The sequence below is a fragment of the Pseudomonas sp. P4_B4 genome (assembly GCF_056402255.1).
The window spans coordinates 36,781-55,103 of sequence record NZ_JBFUHS010000014.1 but is presented as its reverse complement, the minus strand read 5'-3'; the positions used below and the strand labels follow the sequence as shown (position 1 = coordinate 55,103).

Sequence of the window (18,323 nt, the reverse complement as noted above, 5' to 3'; positions counted from 1 at the left end):
CTCGGGCCAGCGGTCATCTGTTGTAGGCATGCCCCAGGTACGTTGTTTTCGGACTATTGAGTGGTGATCGGGATGGAAAGTATCAGTTTGTTGCTCGGTGAGGCGCTGAGCCCGTATCAGGTCACACTGACCCCGTCAGGCATTCGTGGCGAATGCCGGGTGACCCTGAAGAATGCTATCGGTGCGACGGTGGTCGAGCGCGAGTTCAATCAGGTCCAGTTGAAAGACAAACGCTTGCTGACGGATGTGGTCGACGGTTTGCATCGCGACGTGCTGATCGCTGAAGGACGCCTTGAGCCTTGTGTCATCGCGGCATTGCGTAATGCGGCGCAGGACAAGCTTCTGGCCAGCCGCAATTGAACGGATGTTTGTGGGAACCTTCCCGCGCCCAGGTCAGTCAGACCTTGTAACAGCAGGATCGAGCATTGTGCTCCGGTGCTTGTAGCTTGCTGCTACTGGTCTCCAAGCAGGCCACGTTTTACCCCGAGTCGTCTCCCCACTTCTCGGGGTTTCTTTTGCCCGGGATTTGTCAGGGCTGCGCCAGGTTGTCGAAAAACGCCTTGGTGTCTTTCAGGTAATCGCTTCGACTCTCCGGATCCAGCCAGGCAGCGTAGGCCTCGTCAAGGCGTTCGCGGGGAAGGGTGCGCAGCACCTGGTTGATCTCGACAATGGCCTGCCGGCCCTTTGGCGTGTCGGTGCAACCGATGTAACCGGACAGGTACTTGCCCGTGCCACGGATCGGATAGAACTGCAATTCATCCTCGGCGATGCCTTGCAGTGAGGCCTGGTAGCGAATTTCCGGGCGATAGCCCAACAGCAGGCGCAAGCGCCCCAAGCGCTGCATCTGCAGCAGGCTGCCCAAGGCGTCGTTGCCGTAATGAGCGGTCAGCGCGTCGGCTGGCGCTTGCTTGAGCAGCCCGTCGAGGTATTCGCCGTAATTGCGCTCGGCAATGATCCCCAGCTTTTCGCTGCCGCTGGCGAGCAGCTCTGCCAGGTCCACTTCGCCGTCCTTGATAAAGGGTGCCAGCACTTTCTGGTCAACGCGCCGCACGGCCAAGCCATTGCTCATGGCGCGGAAGACCGGGATGGAAAAGGCAATCCACTGTTCCCGTTCCTTGCTCCAGTTCAGCGCCGCGTCGCAGACGAGGGACGGTTCGTGGAGCATTTGCAATCCACGGGCACGATTGACCCTCATCACGCTGTGCTGGTATTGCGGCATGCCGGCAATCAACAACAGAAGCAGTTGATCGATAACGCCCTGGCCCTTTTTCGGCCCGTCGAAGATCGTCAGCGGCGGCAGGTCGCGCTTGAGCCAGATCAGGGTTTCCTTGGTTTGCGCCAGGGCTGACGGGACCGGTTCAAGGAGCAGGAACAAGGTCGCCAACACGCACAGTAGCCACCCGCCGCGCGACGGGCAGTGACTAATGGCCCATGCAGGCCGGCGCCTCCGTTCAGATGGCTCCGTCTTTGCGCAATTGTGCGATCTGTGTCGCGTCATAGCCAAGTTCCTGGAGTACCTGTGCGTTGTGCTCACCCAGTTGTGGCCCGACCCATTCACATTCCCCGGGTGTCTCTGAGAGTTTCGGCACAATGCCCGGCATCTTGAAGTCTTTGCCGTCCGGCAGCTTGGCTTGCAGGAACATTTCCCGCGCCAGGTACTGAGGGTCATTGAACATGTCTTCGGCGCTGAAGATCCGGCTGGCCGGCACCTCGGCCTGATTGAGCTGTGCCAGCACCGTGTCCAGTGGCAACGAGTTGACCCAGCGATCGATGACGCCATAAATCTCGTCGCGTCGGGCATCGCGGCCATCGTTGCTGGCAAGCAGAGGGTCGTTGGCCAGGTCTTCCCGGCCAATGATCAGCATGAAGCGTTTGAAAATCGCGTCGCCATTGGCGCCGATCTGCACGTGCTTGCCATCGGCACTGGTGTGGATCGAGGACGGGGTGATGCCCGGCATGATGTTGCCCGTGCGTTCGCGGATGAAGCCGAACACGTCGAACTCCGGGACCATGCTTTCCATCATCGCGAAGATGGCTTCGTACAGCGCTACGTCCACCACTTGCCCCTGGCCGCCGTTGACTTCACGATGACGCAGGGCCATCAACGCGCCGATCACGCCCCAGAGCGCGGCAATCGAGTCGCCGATGGAAATGCCGGTGCGCACCGGTGGCCGGTCTTCGAAGCCGGTGATGTAGCGCAGGCCGCCCATGGATTCACCGACCGCGCCAAAGCCGGGCTGATCTTTCATCGGGCCGGTCTGGCCGAAACCCGACAGCCGCACCATCACCAGTTTCGGGTTCAAGGCGTGCAAGACGTCCCAGCCCAGGCCGAGTTTTTCCAGGACACCGGGACGAAAGTTTTCGATCAGAATGTCGGCTTCACCCAGCAGCTGTTTCAGGATCGCCTGACCGTCGGGGTGCTTGAGATTGAGAGTCAGGGACTTTTTGTTGCGGGCCTGGACGAACCACCACAACGAAGTGCCTTCATACAACTTGCGCCATTTGCGTAATGGATCACCGCCGTCCGGGGATTCGATCTTGATCACGTCGGCACCGAATTCAGCGCAAATGCGCGAGGCAAACGGGCCGGCAATCAAGGTACCCAATTCGATGACTTTCAGACCGGAAAGCGGTTTGGCGGTGAACGGCATGCTGGATCCTGTGGGGCAAAGGTTGGGCGAATAGAGCGTTTTAGCATAGCCGACTGTCCGACGCTCCAGCTTGATTGTGTTCAATTCGTGGATTGCCCGTCGCATCGGTTAGACTTGCCGCCTTTCCTCGTATCAAGAAGCCCGTTCATGGCCCAGCCGTCCACGACCTACAAGTTTGAACTGAACCTCACCGACCTCGACCGCAGCGTCTATGAGAGCGTGAAGCAGACCATCGCCCGTCACCCTTCGGAAACCGAAGAGCGTATGACCGTGCGCCTGCTGGCCTACGCCCTCTGGTACAACGAGCAGCTGTCTTTTGGCCGTGGTCTGTCAGAAGTGGATGAGCCGGCCTTGTGGGAAAAAAGCCTGGATGACCGCGTCCTGCACTGGATCGAAGTCGGCCAGCCGGATGCCGAGCGCCTGACCTGGTGCTCGCGTCGCACTGAACGCACCAGCCTGCTGGCCTATGGCAGCCTGCGCGTGTGGGAAGGCAAAGTGGTGCCGGCGGTGAAAAACCTGAAAAACGTCAACATTGCTGCCGTGCCTCAGGAAGTCCTGGAAACCCTGGCCAAGGACATGCCCCGCGTTATCAAGTGGGACGTGATGATCAGCGAAGGCACGATCTTCGTCACCGACGACCGTGGTCAGCACGAAGTCCAGTTGCAGTGGCTGGCCGGTGAGCGCGGCTGATTTTTCGCTGCTGCACCGCGTCACCCGGTTTTATCCTATGTATTGAAGAGAAGCATCTTTCACCCCATGCGCATCGAACCTCGCCTGCTGCCCGACACCCTGCCATTCCTCGGTGATATTCCGCCGCTGTTGACCCGCCTGTACGCGGCGCGGGGCGTGCAGTCCGAGGCGGAACTGGACAAGAGCCTGGCGCGGTTGATTCCGTTCCAGCAACTCAAGGGCATCGATGCCGCCGTGGATCTGCTGGTGACTGCGCTCGAACAGCGCCAGCGCATTCTGATCGTCGGCGACTTCGATGCCGACGGCGCGACGGCCAGCACCGTGGGCACGCTGGGTCTGCGTCTGTTGGGGGCGGCACATGTCGATTACCTGGTGCCCAACCGATTCGACTATGGCTACGGCCTGACTCCGGAAATCGTCGCGGTGGCGCTCGAGCGTCAACCGCATTTGCTGATCACCGTCGACAACGGCATCTCCAGCGTCGAAGGCGTGGCAGCGGCGAAAAAGGCCGGGCTCAAGGTGCTCGTCACCGACCACCACTTGCCCGGTGACGAGCTGCCGCTGGCCGATGCCATCGTCAATCCGAACCAGCCCGGTTGCGAGTTTCCGAGCAAGGCGCTGGCCGGTGTCGGGGTGATTTTCTATGTGCTGATGGCCCTGCGTGCGCGGTTGCGCGAGCTGGGCTGGTACTCAAGCAAGCCGCAGCCGAATATCGGCGAACTGCTCGATCTGGTGGCTCTGGGCAGCGTGGCCGACGTGGTGCCGCTGGATGCCAACAACCGGATTCTGGTGCACCAGGGCCTGGAACGGATTCGCGCCGGACGTGCCCGGCCGGGGATCAAGGCGATCCTCGAAGTGGCCAAGCGCGATCATGCGCGCATCACCTCTACCGATCTTGGCTTCATCGTCGGCCCGCGCCTGAACGCTGCAGGGCGCCTGGACGACATGAGCCTGGGCATCGAATGCCTGCTGACCGAAGACGCAGGTCTGGCCCGTGAAATGGCTGCTCAATTGGACGGCATGAACCAGGATCGCAAATCCATCGAGCAGGGCATGCAGCGCGAAGCGCTGGCGCAACTCAAGGATCTGCCGGTGGAGTCGATGCCGTTCGGCTTGTGCCTGTTCGATCCCGAGTGGCATCAAGGCGTCATCGGTATCCTCGCGTCACGGATGAAAGAGCGCTATTTCCGCCCGACCATCGCCTTTGCCGATGCCGGAGATGGCCTGCTCAAGGGCTCGGGGCGTTCGGTCCAGGGCTTTCACATCCGCGACGCCTTGAGTGTGGTGGCGGCGCAGCATCCGAATCTGATCACCAAATACGGTGGCCACGCGATGGCGGCCGGCCTGACGCTGCCGGAAGCGAATTTCCCCTTGTTCGCCGAAGCCTTCGACGCTGAAGTGCGCCGGCAACTGCGCGAAGAGGACCTGACTGGCCGCCTGTTGTCGGACGGCACCCTGGCGGTGGAGGAGTTCCACCTGGAGCTGGCCCGTGCCCTGCGGCATGCCGGTCCTTGGGGGCAACACTTCCCGGAACCCTTGTTTCATGGGGTGTTCCAGTTGGTCGAGCAGCGCGTCGTTGGCGAGCGCCACCTTAAAGTCGTGCTGAAAAGCGAGTGTGGTTCGGTGAAGCTCGACGGCATTGCCTTCGGGATCGACCGCGACATCTGGCCGAATCCGACCATCAAATGGGTGGAACTGGCCTACAAGCTCGACCTCAACGAGTTTCGTGGCAACGAGACGGTTCAACTGATGATTGCCCACATCGAACCGCGTTGACCCCTTCGCGAGCAGGCTCGCTCCCACAGGTTTTGCATGAACCCTGTAGGAGCTGGCTTGCCAGCGAAGGCGATTTGCCTGACACCGAATCTCTCTGAACCCTCCCTCATCCCCGGTTGTCGACTAGGCTCTAAGCACTGCTTGATTTTGGCCTTGTGACGTCTTGTCGAATTTTTTGCCCGCGGGGGCGGGTGTTGTACCTTTTTCCTGTCACTCGTCGACTATTCAAACAGAACCTGGAGCCTGCCCACTGATTCGAGAGGTGCCCCATGAGTCTGCTGCTTGAACCCTTTACCCTTCGCCAATTGACCCTGCCCAACCGCATCGCGGTATCGCCGATGTGCCAGTACTCCAGCGCCGATGGCCTGGCCAATGACTGGCACCTGGTCCACCTCGGCAGCCGCGCTGTCGGCGGGGCCGGGTTGGTGTTTACCGAAGCCACGGCGGTCACCGCCGACGGGCGTATCACGGCCGAGGACCTCGGTCTGTGGAATGACGAACAGATCGAACCCCTGCAACGCATCACCCGCTTTATCACCGCCCAGGGCGCCGTTGCCGGCATTCAGCTGGCCCATGCCGGGCGCAAGGCCAGCACTTACCGGCCGTGGCTCGGCAAGCATGGCAGCGTCAAACCCGATGAGGGCGGCTGGGTGCCGGTCGGACCTTCACCGATTGCATTCGATCCACAGCACACCCAACCCAGGCAACTCGATGACGGCGAGATCGCCAAGGTGATCCAGGCCTTTGTCGATGCGGCAAAGCGCTCACTGACGGCCGGTTTCAAGGTGGTCGAAATGCACGCGGCCCATGGTTACCTGCTGCATCAGTTCCTGTCGCCGTTGAGCAATCAGCGTCGCGATCAATATGGCGGTTCGTTCGAAAATCGCATTCGGCTGGTGCTGCAGGTCACCGAAGCGGTGCGTGCGGTGTGGCCTGAAGAGTTGCCGGTGTTTGTCCGGGTCTCGGCCACCGACTGGGTGGAAGACGGCTGGAACCCCGATGAAACCGTGGAGTTGGCGCGCCGCCTGAAAGACCTGGGGGTGGACCTGATCGACGTCTCGTCAGGCGGGACGGCGGTGAATGCGGAGATTCCCACAGGGCCCGGTTACCAGACCCGCTTCGCCGAACGTGTGCGCAAGGAGTCGGGCATGGCCACCGGCACCGTTGGCATGATCACCGAGCCGGCCCAGGCCGAGCACATCCTGCGCACCTGTCAGGCGGACATCATCTTCCTTGCCCGTGAGTTGTTGCGCGATCCGTATTGGGCGCTGCATGCAGATGACGATCTGGGTGGGCACAAGGCCGTATGGCCGGCGCAATATCAGCGGGCGACTCACCGTGAGCAGCCGATTCATGAATCGGATTTGCGCGACTGAAATCCATCGATAAACAAAAGCCCCTGAATCGTGAGATTCAGGGGCTTTTGTTTATGCGGCTGACCGATCAGGCGGCTTCGATCTTGCTGCGGTTCTGCTCGACCTGGTTCAGGTAGCCCTTGAGCTTTTCCTGCTCGGCTATCGTCGTGAACAAACCGAGCTTGCTGCGACGCCAGAGGATGTCGTGGGCGCTGGTTGCCCATTCTTCACTGCACAGATAGTCGACTTCGCGGGTGTAGAGACCGCCACCGATGTGCTCGCCCAGATCGCTGAGGTCCTGTACGCCTTCGAGCATGCGCCAGGTACGGCTGCCGTAGGTGGTGGCCCAGCGGCGAGCGATCTCGCTCGGTACCCAGTCGAATTTGTCGCGGATACGCGAGCTCAAGGCTTGCGGGGTGGTCATGTCTTCACCGCCCGGCAGCGTGGCGCTGGCGGTCCAGCTTGGCTTGATGTGCTTGAAGTACGGTGCCAGTTGCGCCAGCGCCGACTCGGCCAGTTTGCGATAGGTGGTGAGCTTGCCGCCGAACACCGACAGCAACGGAGCCTCTTCGCCAGTGCCAGACAGCGCCAGGGTGTAATCGCGGGTCACGGCCGACGGGTTATCGGATTCGTCGTTGCACAGCGGGCGCACACCGGAATAGCTGTGCAGGATGTCGTCGCGGCTGATTTGCTTTTTGAAATGGGCGTTGACCACGTTCAACAGGTAATCGGTTTCGCCGTCGGTGATCGCAACGGCTGCCGGATCGCCGGTGTACTCGCGGTCGGTGGTGCCGATCAGGGTGAAGTGATTCAGGTACGGAATGGTGAACACGATGCGCTGATCTTCATTTTGCAGGATGTGCGCGTGTTCGCCTTCGTACAGTTTCGGCACGATCAGGTGGCTGCCCTGGATCAGGCGGATGCCGTATGGCGATTCCATCTTCAAGTCATCGCGAATGAACTTGGCGACCCATGGCCCGGCCGCATTGACCAATGCCTTGGCGCGGATCGAAAACAGGCTGCCGTCGGCGCGTTCCAGGTGCAGGTGCCACAGGCCCTTGGTGCGACGCGCGCTGACGCAGCGGGTCTGGGTGTGAACGTGGGCGCCGTTTTCCCGGGCGGCCATGGCGTTCAACACCACCAGGCGCGCATCGTCGACCCAGCAATCGGAGTATTCGAAACCCTTGGTGATCTCGCTTTTGAGCGCGCTGTCGGGGCCGAACTTCAGGCTTTTCGAACCTTGCAGTTGTTCACGCTTGCCCAGGTTGTCATAGAGGAACAGACCGGCGCGGATCATCCACGCCGGGCGCAGGTGCGGGCGGTGTGGCAACACGAAACGCATTTGCTTGACGATGTGTGGAGCCTTGGTCAACAGCACTTCGCGTTCGGCCAGGGCTTCACGCACCAGGCGGAATTCGTAATGCTCGAGGTAGCGCAGGCCACCGTGAATCAGCTTGCTGCTGGCCGACGAGGTATGGCTGGCCAAGTCATCCTTTTCACAAAGGAACACCGAGAGACCGCGACCGGCGGCATCCGCTGCGATCCCCACGCCATTGATCCCGCCACCGATGACGGCGATATCGTAAATCTCGGCGAGAGGGGGCGTAGGCAAGGTGGAAGTGGGCATCGGCGCGGCCTCGGAATTCTTTGATGTTCTGTATTTGAATTCGAACATTAATGTTCATTTGCGAAAATACTAGCCCATAAAGACGCGCACAGCCAGTCAGCTTCGATTGAAAATACTCATCGAAGGGGCGTTAAAGGAAAATTTACGAACATTTGAATGTATGTCGGGAGTGCTTTTTGTGGCGAGGGAGCTTGCTCCCGCTGGGCTGCGAAGCAGCCCTGAAACCCGTCAACCAGGTTCAGTCAGTTGTATTGAGCCAGTCGGGTTTGCGACGGCTTCGCCGTCGAACGGGAGCAAGCTCCCTCGCCACAGGGGAGCGTCGCTTTCGAGAGGTTAAACGACTTCCAGCCGAACCTTGTGCTGGTTCAACAGCTGCGCCAGCGCCGGGGAAGGCTGCTGATCGGTGACCAGGCAATCGACCAGGCTGATCGGCCCCAGGCGAATCATGGCGTTGCGCCCGAACTTGCTGGAGTCGGCCGCGAGGATCACTTGCCGGGCATTGGCAATGATCGCCTGGGATACCCGCACTTCCTGATAGTCGAAGTCCAGCAGGCTGCCGTCTTCATCGATGCCGCTGATGCCGACCAGCGCGAAATCGACCTTGAACTGGTTGATGAAGTCGACACTGGCCTGACCCACCACGCCACCATCGCGCCGCACATTACCGCCGGTCAGCAGGACATCGAAATCGTCCTTGGCGCTGAGCATGGAGGCAACGTGCAGGTTGTTGGTGATGATCTTCAGATGGTTGTGATTGAGCAGTGCCCGGGCAATGGATTCGGTGGTCGTGCCGATGTTGATGAACAACGAGGCATGGTCGGGAATCTGCGCAGCAATGGCTTCGCCGATACGCTGTTTCTCATCGCGCATCTGATCGGCACGCATGGCGTAGGCGGTGTTTTCAACGCTGGAGTCGTAAGCCGCGCCGCCGTGGTAGCGACGCAACAAATTGGCTTCCGCGAGCTGATTGATGTCGCGGCGAATGGTCTGCGGGGTAACTACGAACAGCGTGGCCATTTCCTCGATGCTGACATAGCCGCGTTCGCGGACCAGTTCGAGGATTTGCTGCTGACGGGGAGGCAGATTCATGGGGCGTCCTTTGGGCTGCCGTGCAAAATTTGCCCATGATGCCGCAGGAATCTGCTCCCGACCAGTTACATACAGATATGGGGACTGGAGTTCGCTTATTCAGCTTCGTCTTCAGCCGCCCAATTACGGGTGCGGCTGACCGCTTTTTTCCACCCTGCGTAGAGTTTTTCCTTCGCCGTTTCATCCAGCGTCGGCTCGAACTTGCGCTCGATCACTGCCTTGCCGCGCAACTCTTCCAGGCTGCCCCAGAAACCACAGGCCAGGCCTGCCAGGTAAGCCGCACCCAGTGCCGTGGTTTCGCGCATTTGCGGGCGCTCGACCTGCGTGCCGAGGATGTCGGCCTGGAACTGCATGAGGAAGTTGTTGGCCACCGCGCCGCCATCCACACGCAGGGCCTTGAGGCGTTCGCCGGAGTCCTGTTGCATGGCGTCGAGCACGTCGCGGGTCTGGTAGGCAATCGATTCCAGTGCGGCACGGATAATGTGATCCACGCGTACGCCGCGGGTCAGGCCGAACAATGCGCCACGGGCGTACGGGTCCCAGTAGGGAGCGCCAAGACCGGTGAAGGCCGGCACCAGGTACACGCCGTTGCTGTCCTTGACCTTGTTGGCGAAGTATTCGGTGTCGTGGGCGTCGTTGATGATCTTCAGTTCGTCACGCAGCCACTGCACGGTAGAACCACCGTTGAACACCGCGCCTTCCAGGGCGTAGGCCACTTCGCCACGTGGGCCGCAAGCGATGGTGGTGAGCATGCCGTGTTGGGATTTCACGGCTTTGTCGCCGGTGTTCATCAACAGGAAGCAGCCAGTGCCGTAGGTGTTTTTCGCCTGGCCTGGCTCGACGCACATCTGGCCGAACAGGGCGGCTTGCTGGTCACCGGCAATGCCGCCGATGGCGATGCCGCTTTTGGTACGGCCATAAATTTCCGAGGACGATTTAACTTCCGGAAGCATTTCGCGCGGAATATCCAGCACCTCCAGCATCTTCGCGTCCCACTCCAGGGTGTGGATGTTGAAGAGCATGGTGCGCGAAGCGTTGGTGTAGTCGGTGACATGCACCTTGCCGCCGGTAAATTTCCAGATCAGCCAGCTGTCGACGGTGCCGAACAACAGTTCGCCGTTGCGCGCGCGCTCGCGGCTGCCTTCGACGTTGTCGAGGATCCACTTGAGCTTGGTGCCCGAGAAGTACGGGTCGGTGACCAGGCCGGTGGTGTCGCTGATGTATTGCTCGTGGCCATCGCGCTTGAGTTGCTGGCAGATCTCGGTGCTGCGTCGGCACTGCCAGACGATCGCGTTGTAGATCGGGCGGCCGGTGTTCTTGTCCCAGACAACGGTGGTTTCGCGCTGGTTGGTGATACCGATGGCCGCCACTTGGTCGTGGTGCAGGCCGGCTTGTGCCAGGGCCTCGACCATCACGGCGCTTTGGGTGGCAAAAATTTCCATTGGGTCATGTTCAACCCAGCCGGCTTGCGGGTAATGCTGGGCAAACTCCCGTTGGGCGGTGCAGACCACGTTTGCGTCGCGGTCGAAAATGATCGCGCGGGAGCTGGTCGTACCCTGATCGAGGGCAATGATGTAGTTCTTATTCTGTGTGTCGGTCATGTCGATTGCCTTGGACGAAATAAGGGGGTGAGGTCTGGCGCGCGATCAAAGGGCAGGGGCACGCGCCAACGGTATCAAGAAGTTCTGGGTTTGCCGTCAATGGCAGCTGTTACATCCTTTGTAGCAGGTACGGCGCTGGGCAGATGGCGGGCAATCAACCCACGATAGGCTGCAGCACCGAGGCAGGCACCGACAATCGGTGCAAAAACAGGAATCAGGAAATACGGAATATCGCGTCCGCCGGTGAAGGAAATTTCACCCCAGCCAGCGAAGAAAGTCATCAGTTTAGGGCCGAAGTCCCGCGCAGGGTTCATGGCAAAACCGGTCAGCGGCCCCATCGAACTGCCGATCACAGCAATCAGCAGGCCGATCAGCAGCGGTGCCAGCGGGCCTTTGGGCAGGCCATTGTTGTCATCGGTCAGGGACATGATCACGCCCATCAGGATGGCTGTAATGATCACCTCGACCAGAAATGCCTGGGCGGTGGTCAGCACAGGATTCGGGAAGGTGGAGAACACGGAGGCCAACTCAAGGCTGGCTTGAGTGCCGCGAACCATGTGGTGCGTTTGTTCGAATTCGAAGAATAGATTGCTGTAGAGCGTGTAGACCAACAGCGCTCCACAGAAGGCCCCCGCCACTTGGGCGAGTACGTAGAAAGGCAATTTACGCTTTTCGAAGTCCGCGAAAATGCTCAGGGCAATACTGACGGCAGGGTTCAGATGAGCCCCGGAAACCCCGGCGGTAAGGTAGATCGCCATGCTGACGCCGACGCCCCAGATAACGCTGATTTCCCACAAGCCAAAACTGGCACCCGCGACCTTGAGCGCGGCAACACAACCTGTACCAAAAAAGATCAGCAGCGCTGTACCCAGAAACTCGGCCATGCATTGGCTCGAGAGCGACGGTTGTTGTAAAGCAGTTGTCATTGAAACCTCATTTTTTTGTTGTCTGGCGCTTTTTCCATCATGGTCGGAGCGCGGTTTTCGCCGAGGCAGGATCCCCATCCTGGTCGCGGTTTACTGCTGGGTGCAGCGGTAGGACGTTTCGTACAGTTTCATAAACGAAAAAATATAGACAAGAAACGCTGCTGTCAAAGGTCGAAAGTGAACCATCGGTCACAAAAAAACTATTCGTTGCATGAATGAATGAGTCATTGCGCAATGGGATGGCCAGGCAATGGCGTTATGGATGCGCCGCCGTAGAGCCTTTTAACGATCAATGTCCTAGAATCGGGCGCAGTATTTTTCTTCTGCCGCCCAGTCTGGAGCTGTCATGACCCCCGCATTGGATTTGTTGAAAAAGGTTCGGGCCGAACATCGCGTACACAGTTACGAACATGATCCCAAGGCCGCCTCCTACGGATTGGAAGCGGCGGAAAAACTCGGGCTCGATCCAGCGCAGGTGTTCAAGACTTTGCTGGCGGCCAGCGAAAAGGGCGAGTTGCTGGTGGCCGTGGTGCCGGTTGTCGGCAGCCTGGACTTGAAAGGGCTGGCCCACGCCGCGGGCGTGAAAAAGGTCGAAATGGCCGACCCGGCGGCAGCGCAGCGCTCTACTGGCTATCTGTTGGGCGGGATCAGTCCGCTGGGGCAGAAAAAGCGGTTGCGTACCTTCATTGATAATTCGGCCCAGCCCTTCGCCAGCATTTTTGTCAGTGCGGGCCGACGTGGATTGGAAGTCGAACTGGCACCGGCCGTGCTGGCCGAACACACCCAGGCGAAGTTTGCCGATATCGGCCGTGCGTGAGCGTCCAAGTGAGCGTAGCGCTGTATGGTGAAAATCAGCCTGCTCTGTCACTGGCGCTGGCTCGGCCGGCGCTACATGCTCAGCGGTCTGACAAAGGGAGAAGGTTATGCAGCTTGAGTTTCATCAGGTCGACGCGTTCAGTAATCAGCCATTTAGCGGTAATCCGGCGATGGTCTATCGGCTCGATACATGGCTCGCCGATGAGTTGATGCAAAAGATTGCCGCCGAGCACAACCTCGCCGAAACGGCGTTTGTCGTGCGTGAAGGGCAGGGCTGGCACATACGCTGGTTTACGCCGACCACCGAGGTGCCATTGTGCGGTCACGCGACGCTGGCTAGCGCCTATGTGCTGTTCGAGATCTATAAAGAGCCTGTCGAGAGACTGGACTTCACCTGCAAGTCCGGCCCGTTGAGCGTGACGCGGGAGGGCGGAGGCCTGTGGCTGGACTTCCCGGCGATCACTGCGTCGCCGGTGAACGTGATCCCGGACATCGAGCGTGCACTGGGCGTGAAGGCTGTCGAGGTACTGGCTTCGAATGAGCTGTTCGTGGTGCTGGAGTCGGAGCAAGCCGTGCTCGACTGCAAGCCGGACATGGTGGCCCTGGCGAAACTGCCATGGTTGGGCGCCATCGTGACGGCGCGGGGCGAGCAGCACGATTTCGTTTCCCGCTACTTCGCCCCGGCAATCGGCATCAATGAAGACCCTGTGACCGGATCGACCCATTGCCTTCTGATTCCGTACTGGTCAAAGCGTTTGGGCAAGTCGAGCCTGACGGCTTTTCAGCGTTCGGCGCGGGGTGGGGAATTGTTCTGTCGACTGGAAGGCGATCGAGTGAAGATCGGCGGGAATGCGACGCTCGTGGCGAGTGGAACGCTGATGTTGGGCTGATCCAAAACCACTGTAGGAGCGAGCCTGCTCGCGATAGCGGTATCACATTCAACAGAGGTGTTGACTGATCCATCGCTATCGCGAGCAAGCTCGCTCCCACAGGGATTGTGTTGTTTAGTTAGCGGGGCTGTAACGCCGGACACCGGATTCGGCCACCGGAATCTGCGCCGCCGTGCTGCCGGACGCCTGGAACAGCACCAGGTGTTCAGCTGCGACACGAATACCCACCTCCGTCCCAACCTGACGATCGACATGGCTCGGGAAAATCGATTCCAGCTGTGCGCCTGTCGGCAGTTGCAAGCGATACAGGGTCGATGCGCCCAGGAACGTCTTGCCGGCGATTCGTGCCTTCAGTGCGCTGTCCGGTGCATAGACGATATCGTCCGGGCGCAGCAGCACGTCCACAGCGCCGCCTACCGGCCAGGTGTAGGCCCGATTGCCGCGCAACTCACCCAGCTCGGTTTGCACCGATTCGGGGCTGCTCAACTGACCGCGAATGAAATAGCCCTGGCCGATGAAACTCGCCACGAAGGGGGTCAGCGGTTCGTGATACAGGTTGTAGGGCGTATCCCACTGCTCCAGGCGACCTTCCTTGAACACGCCAACGTGGTCGCTGACCGCGAAGGCTTCTTCCTGGTCGTGAGTCACCAGAATCGCGCTGGTGCCACGGGCTTTGAGGATGTCGCGTACTTCATGGCTGAGCTTGCGGCGCAATTCGCCATCAAGGTTGGAAAACGGTTCGTCGAGCAACAGCAGTTGCGGTTCCGGCGCCAGGGCGCGGGCCAGGGCGACACGTTGCTGCTGACCACCGGAAAGCTCGTGGGGGAAACGCTTGCCGAGGTTCTTCAGGTTGACCAGTTCCAGCAACTCTTCGGTCACGCGATCCTTTTGCGGATGCTTGCGAATGCCGAAGGCGATGTTGTCGGCCACGCTCAAATGCGGAAACAGCGCGTAGTCCTGGAACACCATGCCGATACGACGCTTCTCCGGAGCGAGGGTGAAACCGGCGCTGGAGATGGTCTCGCCAGCCAGCTGGATTTCGCCTTCGTGTACCGGTTCGAAACCGGCAATCGCCCGCAGGGTGGTGGTCTTGCCGCAGCCCGACGAGCCCAGCAGGCAACCGATGTCGCCTGCGTTCAGGTGCAGGTTGAGGTTCTGCACCACGCGCTGGTCTTGATAGCCGCAGGCGAGGTTGCGCAGGTTAAGCAGTAATGGCTGGCTCATGCGTGGTGATACGCCGGTTCGACGAGGAACTCGAGCAGGGCTTTTTGCGCGTGCAGACGGTTTTCGGCTTGATCCCAGGCCACCGAGCGTTTGTCGTCGAGCAGGTCGACGCTGATTTCCTCGCCACGGTGCGCCGGCAGGCAGTGCATGAACAGCACGTCTTCAGCGGCCAGGTCGAGCAGGGCGCGGTTGACTTGATACGGTGCGAACAGTTGCAGACGCTTGGCGGTTTCCTCTTCCTGGCCCATGGAGGTCCAGACGTCGGTGCTCACCAGGTGTGCACCACGCACGGCTTCCTTCGGGTCGCGAACGATGGTGACCCGATCGCCGGCCTTGGCCAGGAACACCGGGTTGGGTTCGTAGCCTTCAGGGCAGGCAACGCGCAACTGGAAGTCGAACTGGATCGCCGCTTCTATATAGCTGTTGCACATGTTGTTGCCGTCGCCGATCCAGGCCACGGTCTTGCCCTGGATGGAGCCGCGGTGTTCGAGGAAGGTCTGCATGTCCGCCAGCAACTGGCACGGGTGCAGGTCATCGGACAGGCCGTTGATCACCGGCACGCGGGAGTTGGCGGCGAATTCGGTCAGGTTGCTGTGGGCAAAGGTACGGATCATCACCGCGTCGAGCATGCTCGACATGACGATGGCGCAGTCGCCGATCGGCTCGCCACGGCCCAGTTGGGTGTCACGTGGCGACAGGAAGATCGCCTGGCCGCCGAGCTGGATCATGCCGGCCTCGAAGGAGATCCGGGTACGGGTCGAGGATTTCTCGAAAATCATCCCCAGGACGCGGTTTTTCAGAGGCTCGAACAGTACGCCGCGGTTACGCAGGTCCTTGAGCTCAACGCCTCGACGGATCACGCTGACCAGCTCTTCGGGCGTGCAATCCATCAGGGAGAGAAAGTGCCTTGCGCTCATCATTGACTACCTTTTGCTACAAACCGCAGATGCTCAAAGCCTTGTTTAACGGAACAACGGGCGAGACCTGCGGCGTAAGCCGCACGGGGCGACGAAATAGGGGGAGGCGCGATCTTATAATTAAATGTCGCGTCTTACCAATAGGGCTACAGTTTTTAGGGAGTTTCAGAGGTGCTACGGGTTCACCGAGGTAGCGCTTTTGAAACCTTTTTCCTGATAGCAGCGGTTCATTTGTACACCGGCCTCTCGGGGCTTGGCAATCAGGCTGGGCGGCAATGGTGCGCTGACAGTCGGTTTCTGACCTGTCATTCATCAGCGCCGGGCTCGACGAACGCTGGCGCCTGATCGGCGAACTGACCGGCGTGCAGGGCCCCCACGGGCCGATTGAAACCCTTCAGGAAATCCAGTTGCAGGCGCTGCCCAGGCTGCCTTCGAACTGAACTCTGATGGCTATCGGCTGGCCTGATAACCCTCGATTCACAAGACGAACGTCGCTGGCGCAGTGTCGGGTCTGGCGCCATAGTTTTGTTTCCGCGGCCAACGCTGCCCGCCCATAACAAGACAGAAACTGGCCATGACCAAGACTCTCCATCACCGTGCGTGCCATTTGTGCGAAGCCATCTGTGGCTTGACCATCGAAACCACCAGGGGCGAAGGCGGTAACGTCCAGATCACTTCGATCAAGGGCGACCCCCAGGATACGTTCAGCCGTGGGCACATCTGTCCCAAGGCCGTGGCGTTGCAAGACATTCAGAACGATCCGGATCGCCTGCATCAGCCGATGCAGCGGGTGGGCAATGAGTGGCAGCCCATCGAGTGGGAAGCGGCATTCAATCTGGTCGCCGAACGCCTCGCCGCCATTCAGGAGCGTCACGGGCAAAACGCCGTGGCGGTCTATCAAGGCAACCCGAGCGTGCACAATTACGGGCTGATGACCCACAGCAATTACTTCCTCGGCCTGCTGAAAACCCGCAATCGGTTTTCCGCGACGTCGGTCGATCAATTGCCCCATCACCTGACCAGTCATTTGATGTATGGCCACGGTCTGTTGCTGCCAATCCCGGACATCGATCACACTGATTTCATGCTGATCCTGGGCGGCAACCCGCTGGCTTCGAACGGCAGCATCATGACCGTGCCGGATGTGGAAAAACGCTTGAAGGCGATACAGGCCCGGGGCGGCAAAGTGGTGGTGGTCGATCCGCGCCGTAGTGAAACGGCGGCGATTGCCAACCAGCATCTGTTCGTGCGCCCGGGTGGTGATGCCGCGCTGTTGTTCGGCATGCTCAATACCTTGTTCGCTGAAGGTCTGACCCGCGACAGCCATCTGCCGGTGGACGGCCTGGAGGACGTGCGGGAGGCCGTCGCGTCGTTCACCGCCGAGGCCATGAGTCCGTTGTGCGCCGTACCGGCCGAACAGATCCGCCAGTTGGCGCGGGACTTCGCCGCGGCACCGAGTGCAGTCTGCTATGGCCGCATGGGCGTTTCGACCCAGGCCTTCGGTACGCTGTGCCACTGGGTGGTGCAGTTGATCAATCTGGTTACCGGTAATCTCGATCGCGTGGGGGGGGCCTTGTGCACCGAGCCGGCGGTGGATCTGGTGGCGTCGACCTCGGGTGGGCATTTCAATCTGTGGCAGAGCCGGGTCTCCGGGCGCCCGGAATACGCCGGAGAATTACCTGTCTCGGCGCTGGCCGAAGAGATGCTCACCGAAGGGGAAGGGCAAGTCCGGGCGTTGATTACAGTGGCAGGCAATCCGGTGCTGTCCACGCCCAATGGCCGAAAGCTCGAGCAGGCGCTGGACGGGCTGGAGTTCATGGTCAGTATCGACCTGTACATCAATGAAACCACGCGTTACGCCGACCTGATCCTGCCGTCCACATCGGCGCTGGAAAACGACCATTACGACACCACGTTCAACCTGTTTGCGGTGCGCAACGTCAGCCGTTTCAACCGCGCCATCCTCGCCAAGCCCGAAGGTGCATTGCACGACTGGGAGATCTTCGTCGGGCTGGCCAAGGCATTTGCCGCCAGGACCGGCAAAGAGTTGAAGCCCACCATCGCCCCTGCGCAAATGATCGATCGCGGCCTGCGCATGGGGATGTACGGCGACACGTCAGAGCACAAGCTGTCGTTGGCGACTTTGTTCGATCATCCCCATGGTGTCGATCTGGGAGCGCTCAAGCCTAACCTGGCACCACGCCTGAAGACTGCCAATCAACGCATCCAGGCCGCGCCGGCCGCGATTCTCGCTGACCTGGCGCGCTTCGCAGCCTTGCGGGCGCCGGCTGCCGACGAGTTGTTGATGATTGGCCGTCGGCATGTACGCAGCAACAACTCATGGATGCATAACTATCATCGGTTGGTGAAGGGCAAGCCACGTCACCAGTTGCTGATGCATCCGGACGATCTGGCCAGTCGCGGGCTCAGCGATGGGCAACGTGTGCGGGTCAGTTCACGGGTGGGGGTGATTGAGGTCGAAGTGCTTGGCAGTCTGGACATGATGAAAGGCGTGGTCAGCCTGCCCCACGGCTGGGGTCACGCGCGGCCGGGCGTGCAAATGACGATTGCCAGCAGCCAGCCGGGCTCCAGCGCCAACGACCTGACCGACGACTGCCAGCTTGACGAGCTGTCGGGAAATGCTGCACTCAATGGTGTGCCGGTGACCGTGGCGGCGGCTTGAATCAGTCTGACGGAGAGACCGAGCAGGGCGCTCGGCTTTCCGTTACAATGCGCCACCGTGCCGACCCATGAGTCGGAA

16 protein-coding genes are annotated in these 18,323 nt (G+C 60.3%); 7 read left to right on the top strand and 9 right to left on the bottom strand.

The genetic code is table 11. The features are described 5' to 3' along the window. The first annotated feature begins 72 nt into the window (after positions 1–72). Positions 73–360 carry a DUF3509 domain-containing protein gene (locus AC1DVE_RS16290; protein WP_223459698.1) on the top strand — a complete coding sequence of 96 codons (288 nt, stop codon included), beginning with the start codon at positions 73–75 and terminating at the stop codon, positions 358–360. 169 nt (positions 361–529) lie between these two features. Here the strand turns inward: AC1DVE_RS16290 and AC1DVE_RS16285 are convergent, their stop codons facing one another. After that, entirely contained in the window at positions 530–1,498 is a 969-nt protein-coding gene (locus tag AC1DVE_RS16285; protein WP_223459696.1) for a TIGR02285 family protein, read from the bottom strand. Then, positions 1,452–2,651 carry a CaiB/BaiF CoA transferase family protein gene (locus AC1DVE_RS16280; protein ID WP_150759557.1) on the bottom strand — a complete coding sequence of 400 codons (1,200 nt, stop codon included), beginning with the start codon at positions 2,649–2,651 and terminating at the stop codon, positions 1,452–1,454. The genes AC1DVE_RS16285 and AC1DVE_RS16280 overlap by 47 nt, the downstream gene beginning before the upstream one ends. A gap of 147 nt (positions 2,652–2,798) precedes the next feature. Between AC1DVE_RS16280 and AC1DVE_RS16275 the strand changes: the two genes are divergently transcribed. The 3 genes from AC1DVE_RS16275 (at position 2,799) to AC1DVE_RS16265 (ending at position 6,493) form a co-directional block, all read left to right on the top strand. After that, positions 2,799–3,341 (top strand): YaeQ family protein, encoded by a 543-nt coding sequence (locus tag AC1DVE_RS16275; RefSeq protein WP_007971297.1) that lies wholly within the window; start codon positions 2,799–2,801, stop codon positions 3,339–3,341. A 66-nt stretch (positions 3,342–3,407) separates the two neighbouring features. Continuing rightward, entirely contained in the window at positions 3,408–5,117 is a 1,710-nt protein-coding gene (gene recJ / locus AC1DVE_RS16270) for a single-stranded-DNA-specific exonuclease RecJ (protein WP_223459694.1), read from the top strand. A 269-nt stretch (positions 5,118–5,386) separates the two neighbouring features. Next, the gene (locus AC1DVE_RS16265; RefSeq protein WP_477784046.1) at positions 5,387–6,493 is read left to right on the top strand and encodes an NADH:flavin oxidoreductase/NADH oxidase; all 1,107 of its coding nucleotides are present in this window, start codon (positions 5,387–5,389) and stop codon (positions 6,491–6,493) included. A 67-nt stretch (positions 6,494–6,560) separates the two neighbouring features. Here AC1DVE_RS16265 and glpD read toward each other — a convergent pair whose 3' ends face one another. From glpD to AC1DVE_RS16245, 4 genes are all read right to left on the bottom strand, one after another. Further along, on the bottom strand, positions 6,561–8,099 hold the full coding sequence (gene glpD, locus AC1DVE_RS16260; RefSeq protein WP_223459690.1) for a glycerol-3-phosphate dehydrogenase: 1,539 nt from the start codon (positions 8,097–8,099) through the stop codon (positions 6,561–6,563). 333 nt (positions 8,100–8,432) lie between these two features. Next, a complete protein-coding gene (locus AC1DVE_RS16255; protein WP_046042004.1) occupies positions 8,433–9,188 on the bottom strand; it encodes a DeoR/GlpR family transcriptional regulator in 756 nt (251 codons plus the stop codon). Between the two features lie 95 nt (positions 9,189–9,283). Next, positions 9,284–10,789, bottom strand: a complete 1,506-nt coding sequence (gene glpK, locus AC1DVE_RS16250; protein ID WP_046042005.1) for a glycerol kinase GlpK — start codon at positions 10,787–10,789, stop codon at positions 9,284–9,286. A gap of 74 nt (positions 10,790–10,863) precedes the next feature. Further along, on the bottom strand, positions 10,864–11,715 hold the full coding sequence (locus AC1DVE_RS16245; protein WP_223459811.1) for an MIP/aquaporin family protein: 852 nt from the start codon (positions 11,713–11,715) through the stop codon (positions 10,864–10,866). Between the two features lie 346 nt (positions 11,716–12,061). On the opposite strand from AC1DVE_RS16245, the gene ybaK reads away from it, so the two are divergent. After that, complete coding sequence (ybaK, locus tag AC1DVE_RS16240) at positions 12,062–12,532, top strand: Cys-tRNA(Pro) deacylase (RefSeq protein WP_007971306.1); 471 nt, start codon at positions 12,062–12,064, stop codon at positions 12,530–12,532. Between the two features lie 106 nt (positions 12,533–12,638). Continuing rightward, entirely contained in the window at positions 12,639–13,421 is a 783-nt protein-coding gene (locus AC1DVE_RS16235; protein ID WP_223459686.1) for a PhzF family phenazine biosynthesis protein, read from the top strand. 114 nt (positions 13,422–13,535) lie between these two features. Here the strand turns inward: AC1DVE_RS16235 and AC1DVE_RS16230 are convergent, their stop codons facing one another. The 3 genes from AC1DVE_RS16230 to AC1DVE_RS16220 all read right to left on the bottom strand — a co-directional run bounded on the left by AC1DVE_RS16230 (position 13,536) and on the right by AC1DVE_RS16220 (position 15,871). Then, positions 13,536–14,645 carry an ABC transporter ATP-binding protein gene (locus AC1DVE_RS16230; RefSeq protein ID WP_223459684.1) on the bottom strand — a complete coding sequence of 370 codons (1,110 nt, stop codon included), beginning with the start codon at positions 14,643–14,645 and terminating at the stop codon, positions 13,536–13,538. Then, complete coding sequence (gene argF / locus AC1DVE_RS16225) at positions 14,642–15,562, bottom strand: ornithine carbamoyltransferase (RefSeq protein WP_223532204.1); 921 nt, start codon at positions 15,560–15,562, stop codon at positions 14,642–14,644. The genes AC1DVE_RS16230 and argF overlap by 4 nt, the downstream gene beginning before the upstream one ends. Positions 15,563–15,736: 174 nt before the next feature. Beyond that, on the bottom strand, positions 15,737–15,871 hold the full coding sequence (locus tag AC1DVE_RS16220) for a hypothetical protein (protein WP_477784045.1): 135 nt from the start codon (positions 15,869–15,871) through the stop codon (positions 15,737–15,739). Positions 15,872–16,136: 265 nt separating this feature from the next. On the opposite strand from AC1DVE_RS16220, the gene AC1DVE_RS16215 reads away from it, so the two are divergent. Beyond that, positions 16,137–18,245 (top strand): molybdopterin oxidoreductase family protein, encoded by a 2,109-nt coding sequence (locus AC1DVE_RS16215; RefSeq protein WP_477784044.1) that lies wholly within the window; start codon positions 16,137–16,139, stop codon positions 18,243–18,245. The last annotated feature ends 78 nt before the right edge of the window (positions 18,246–18,323 follow it).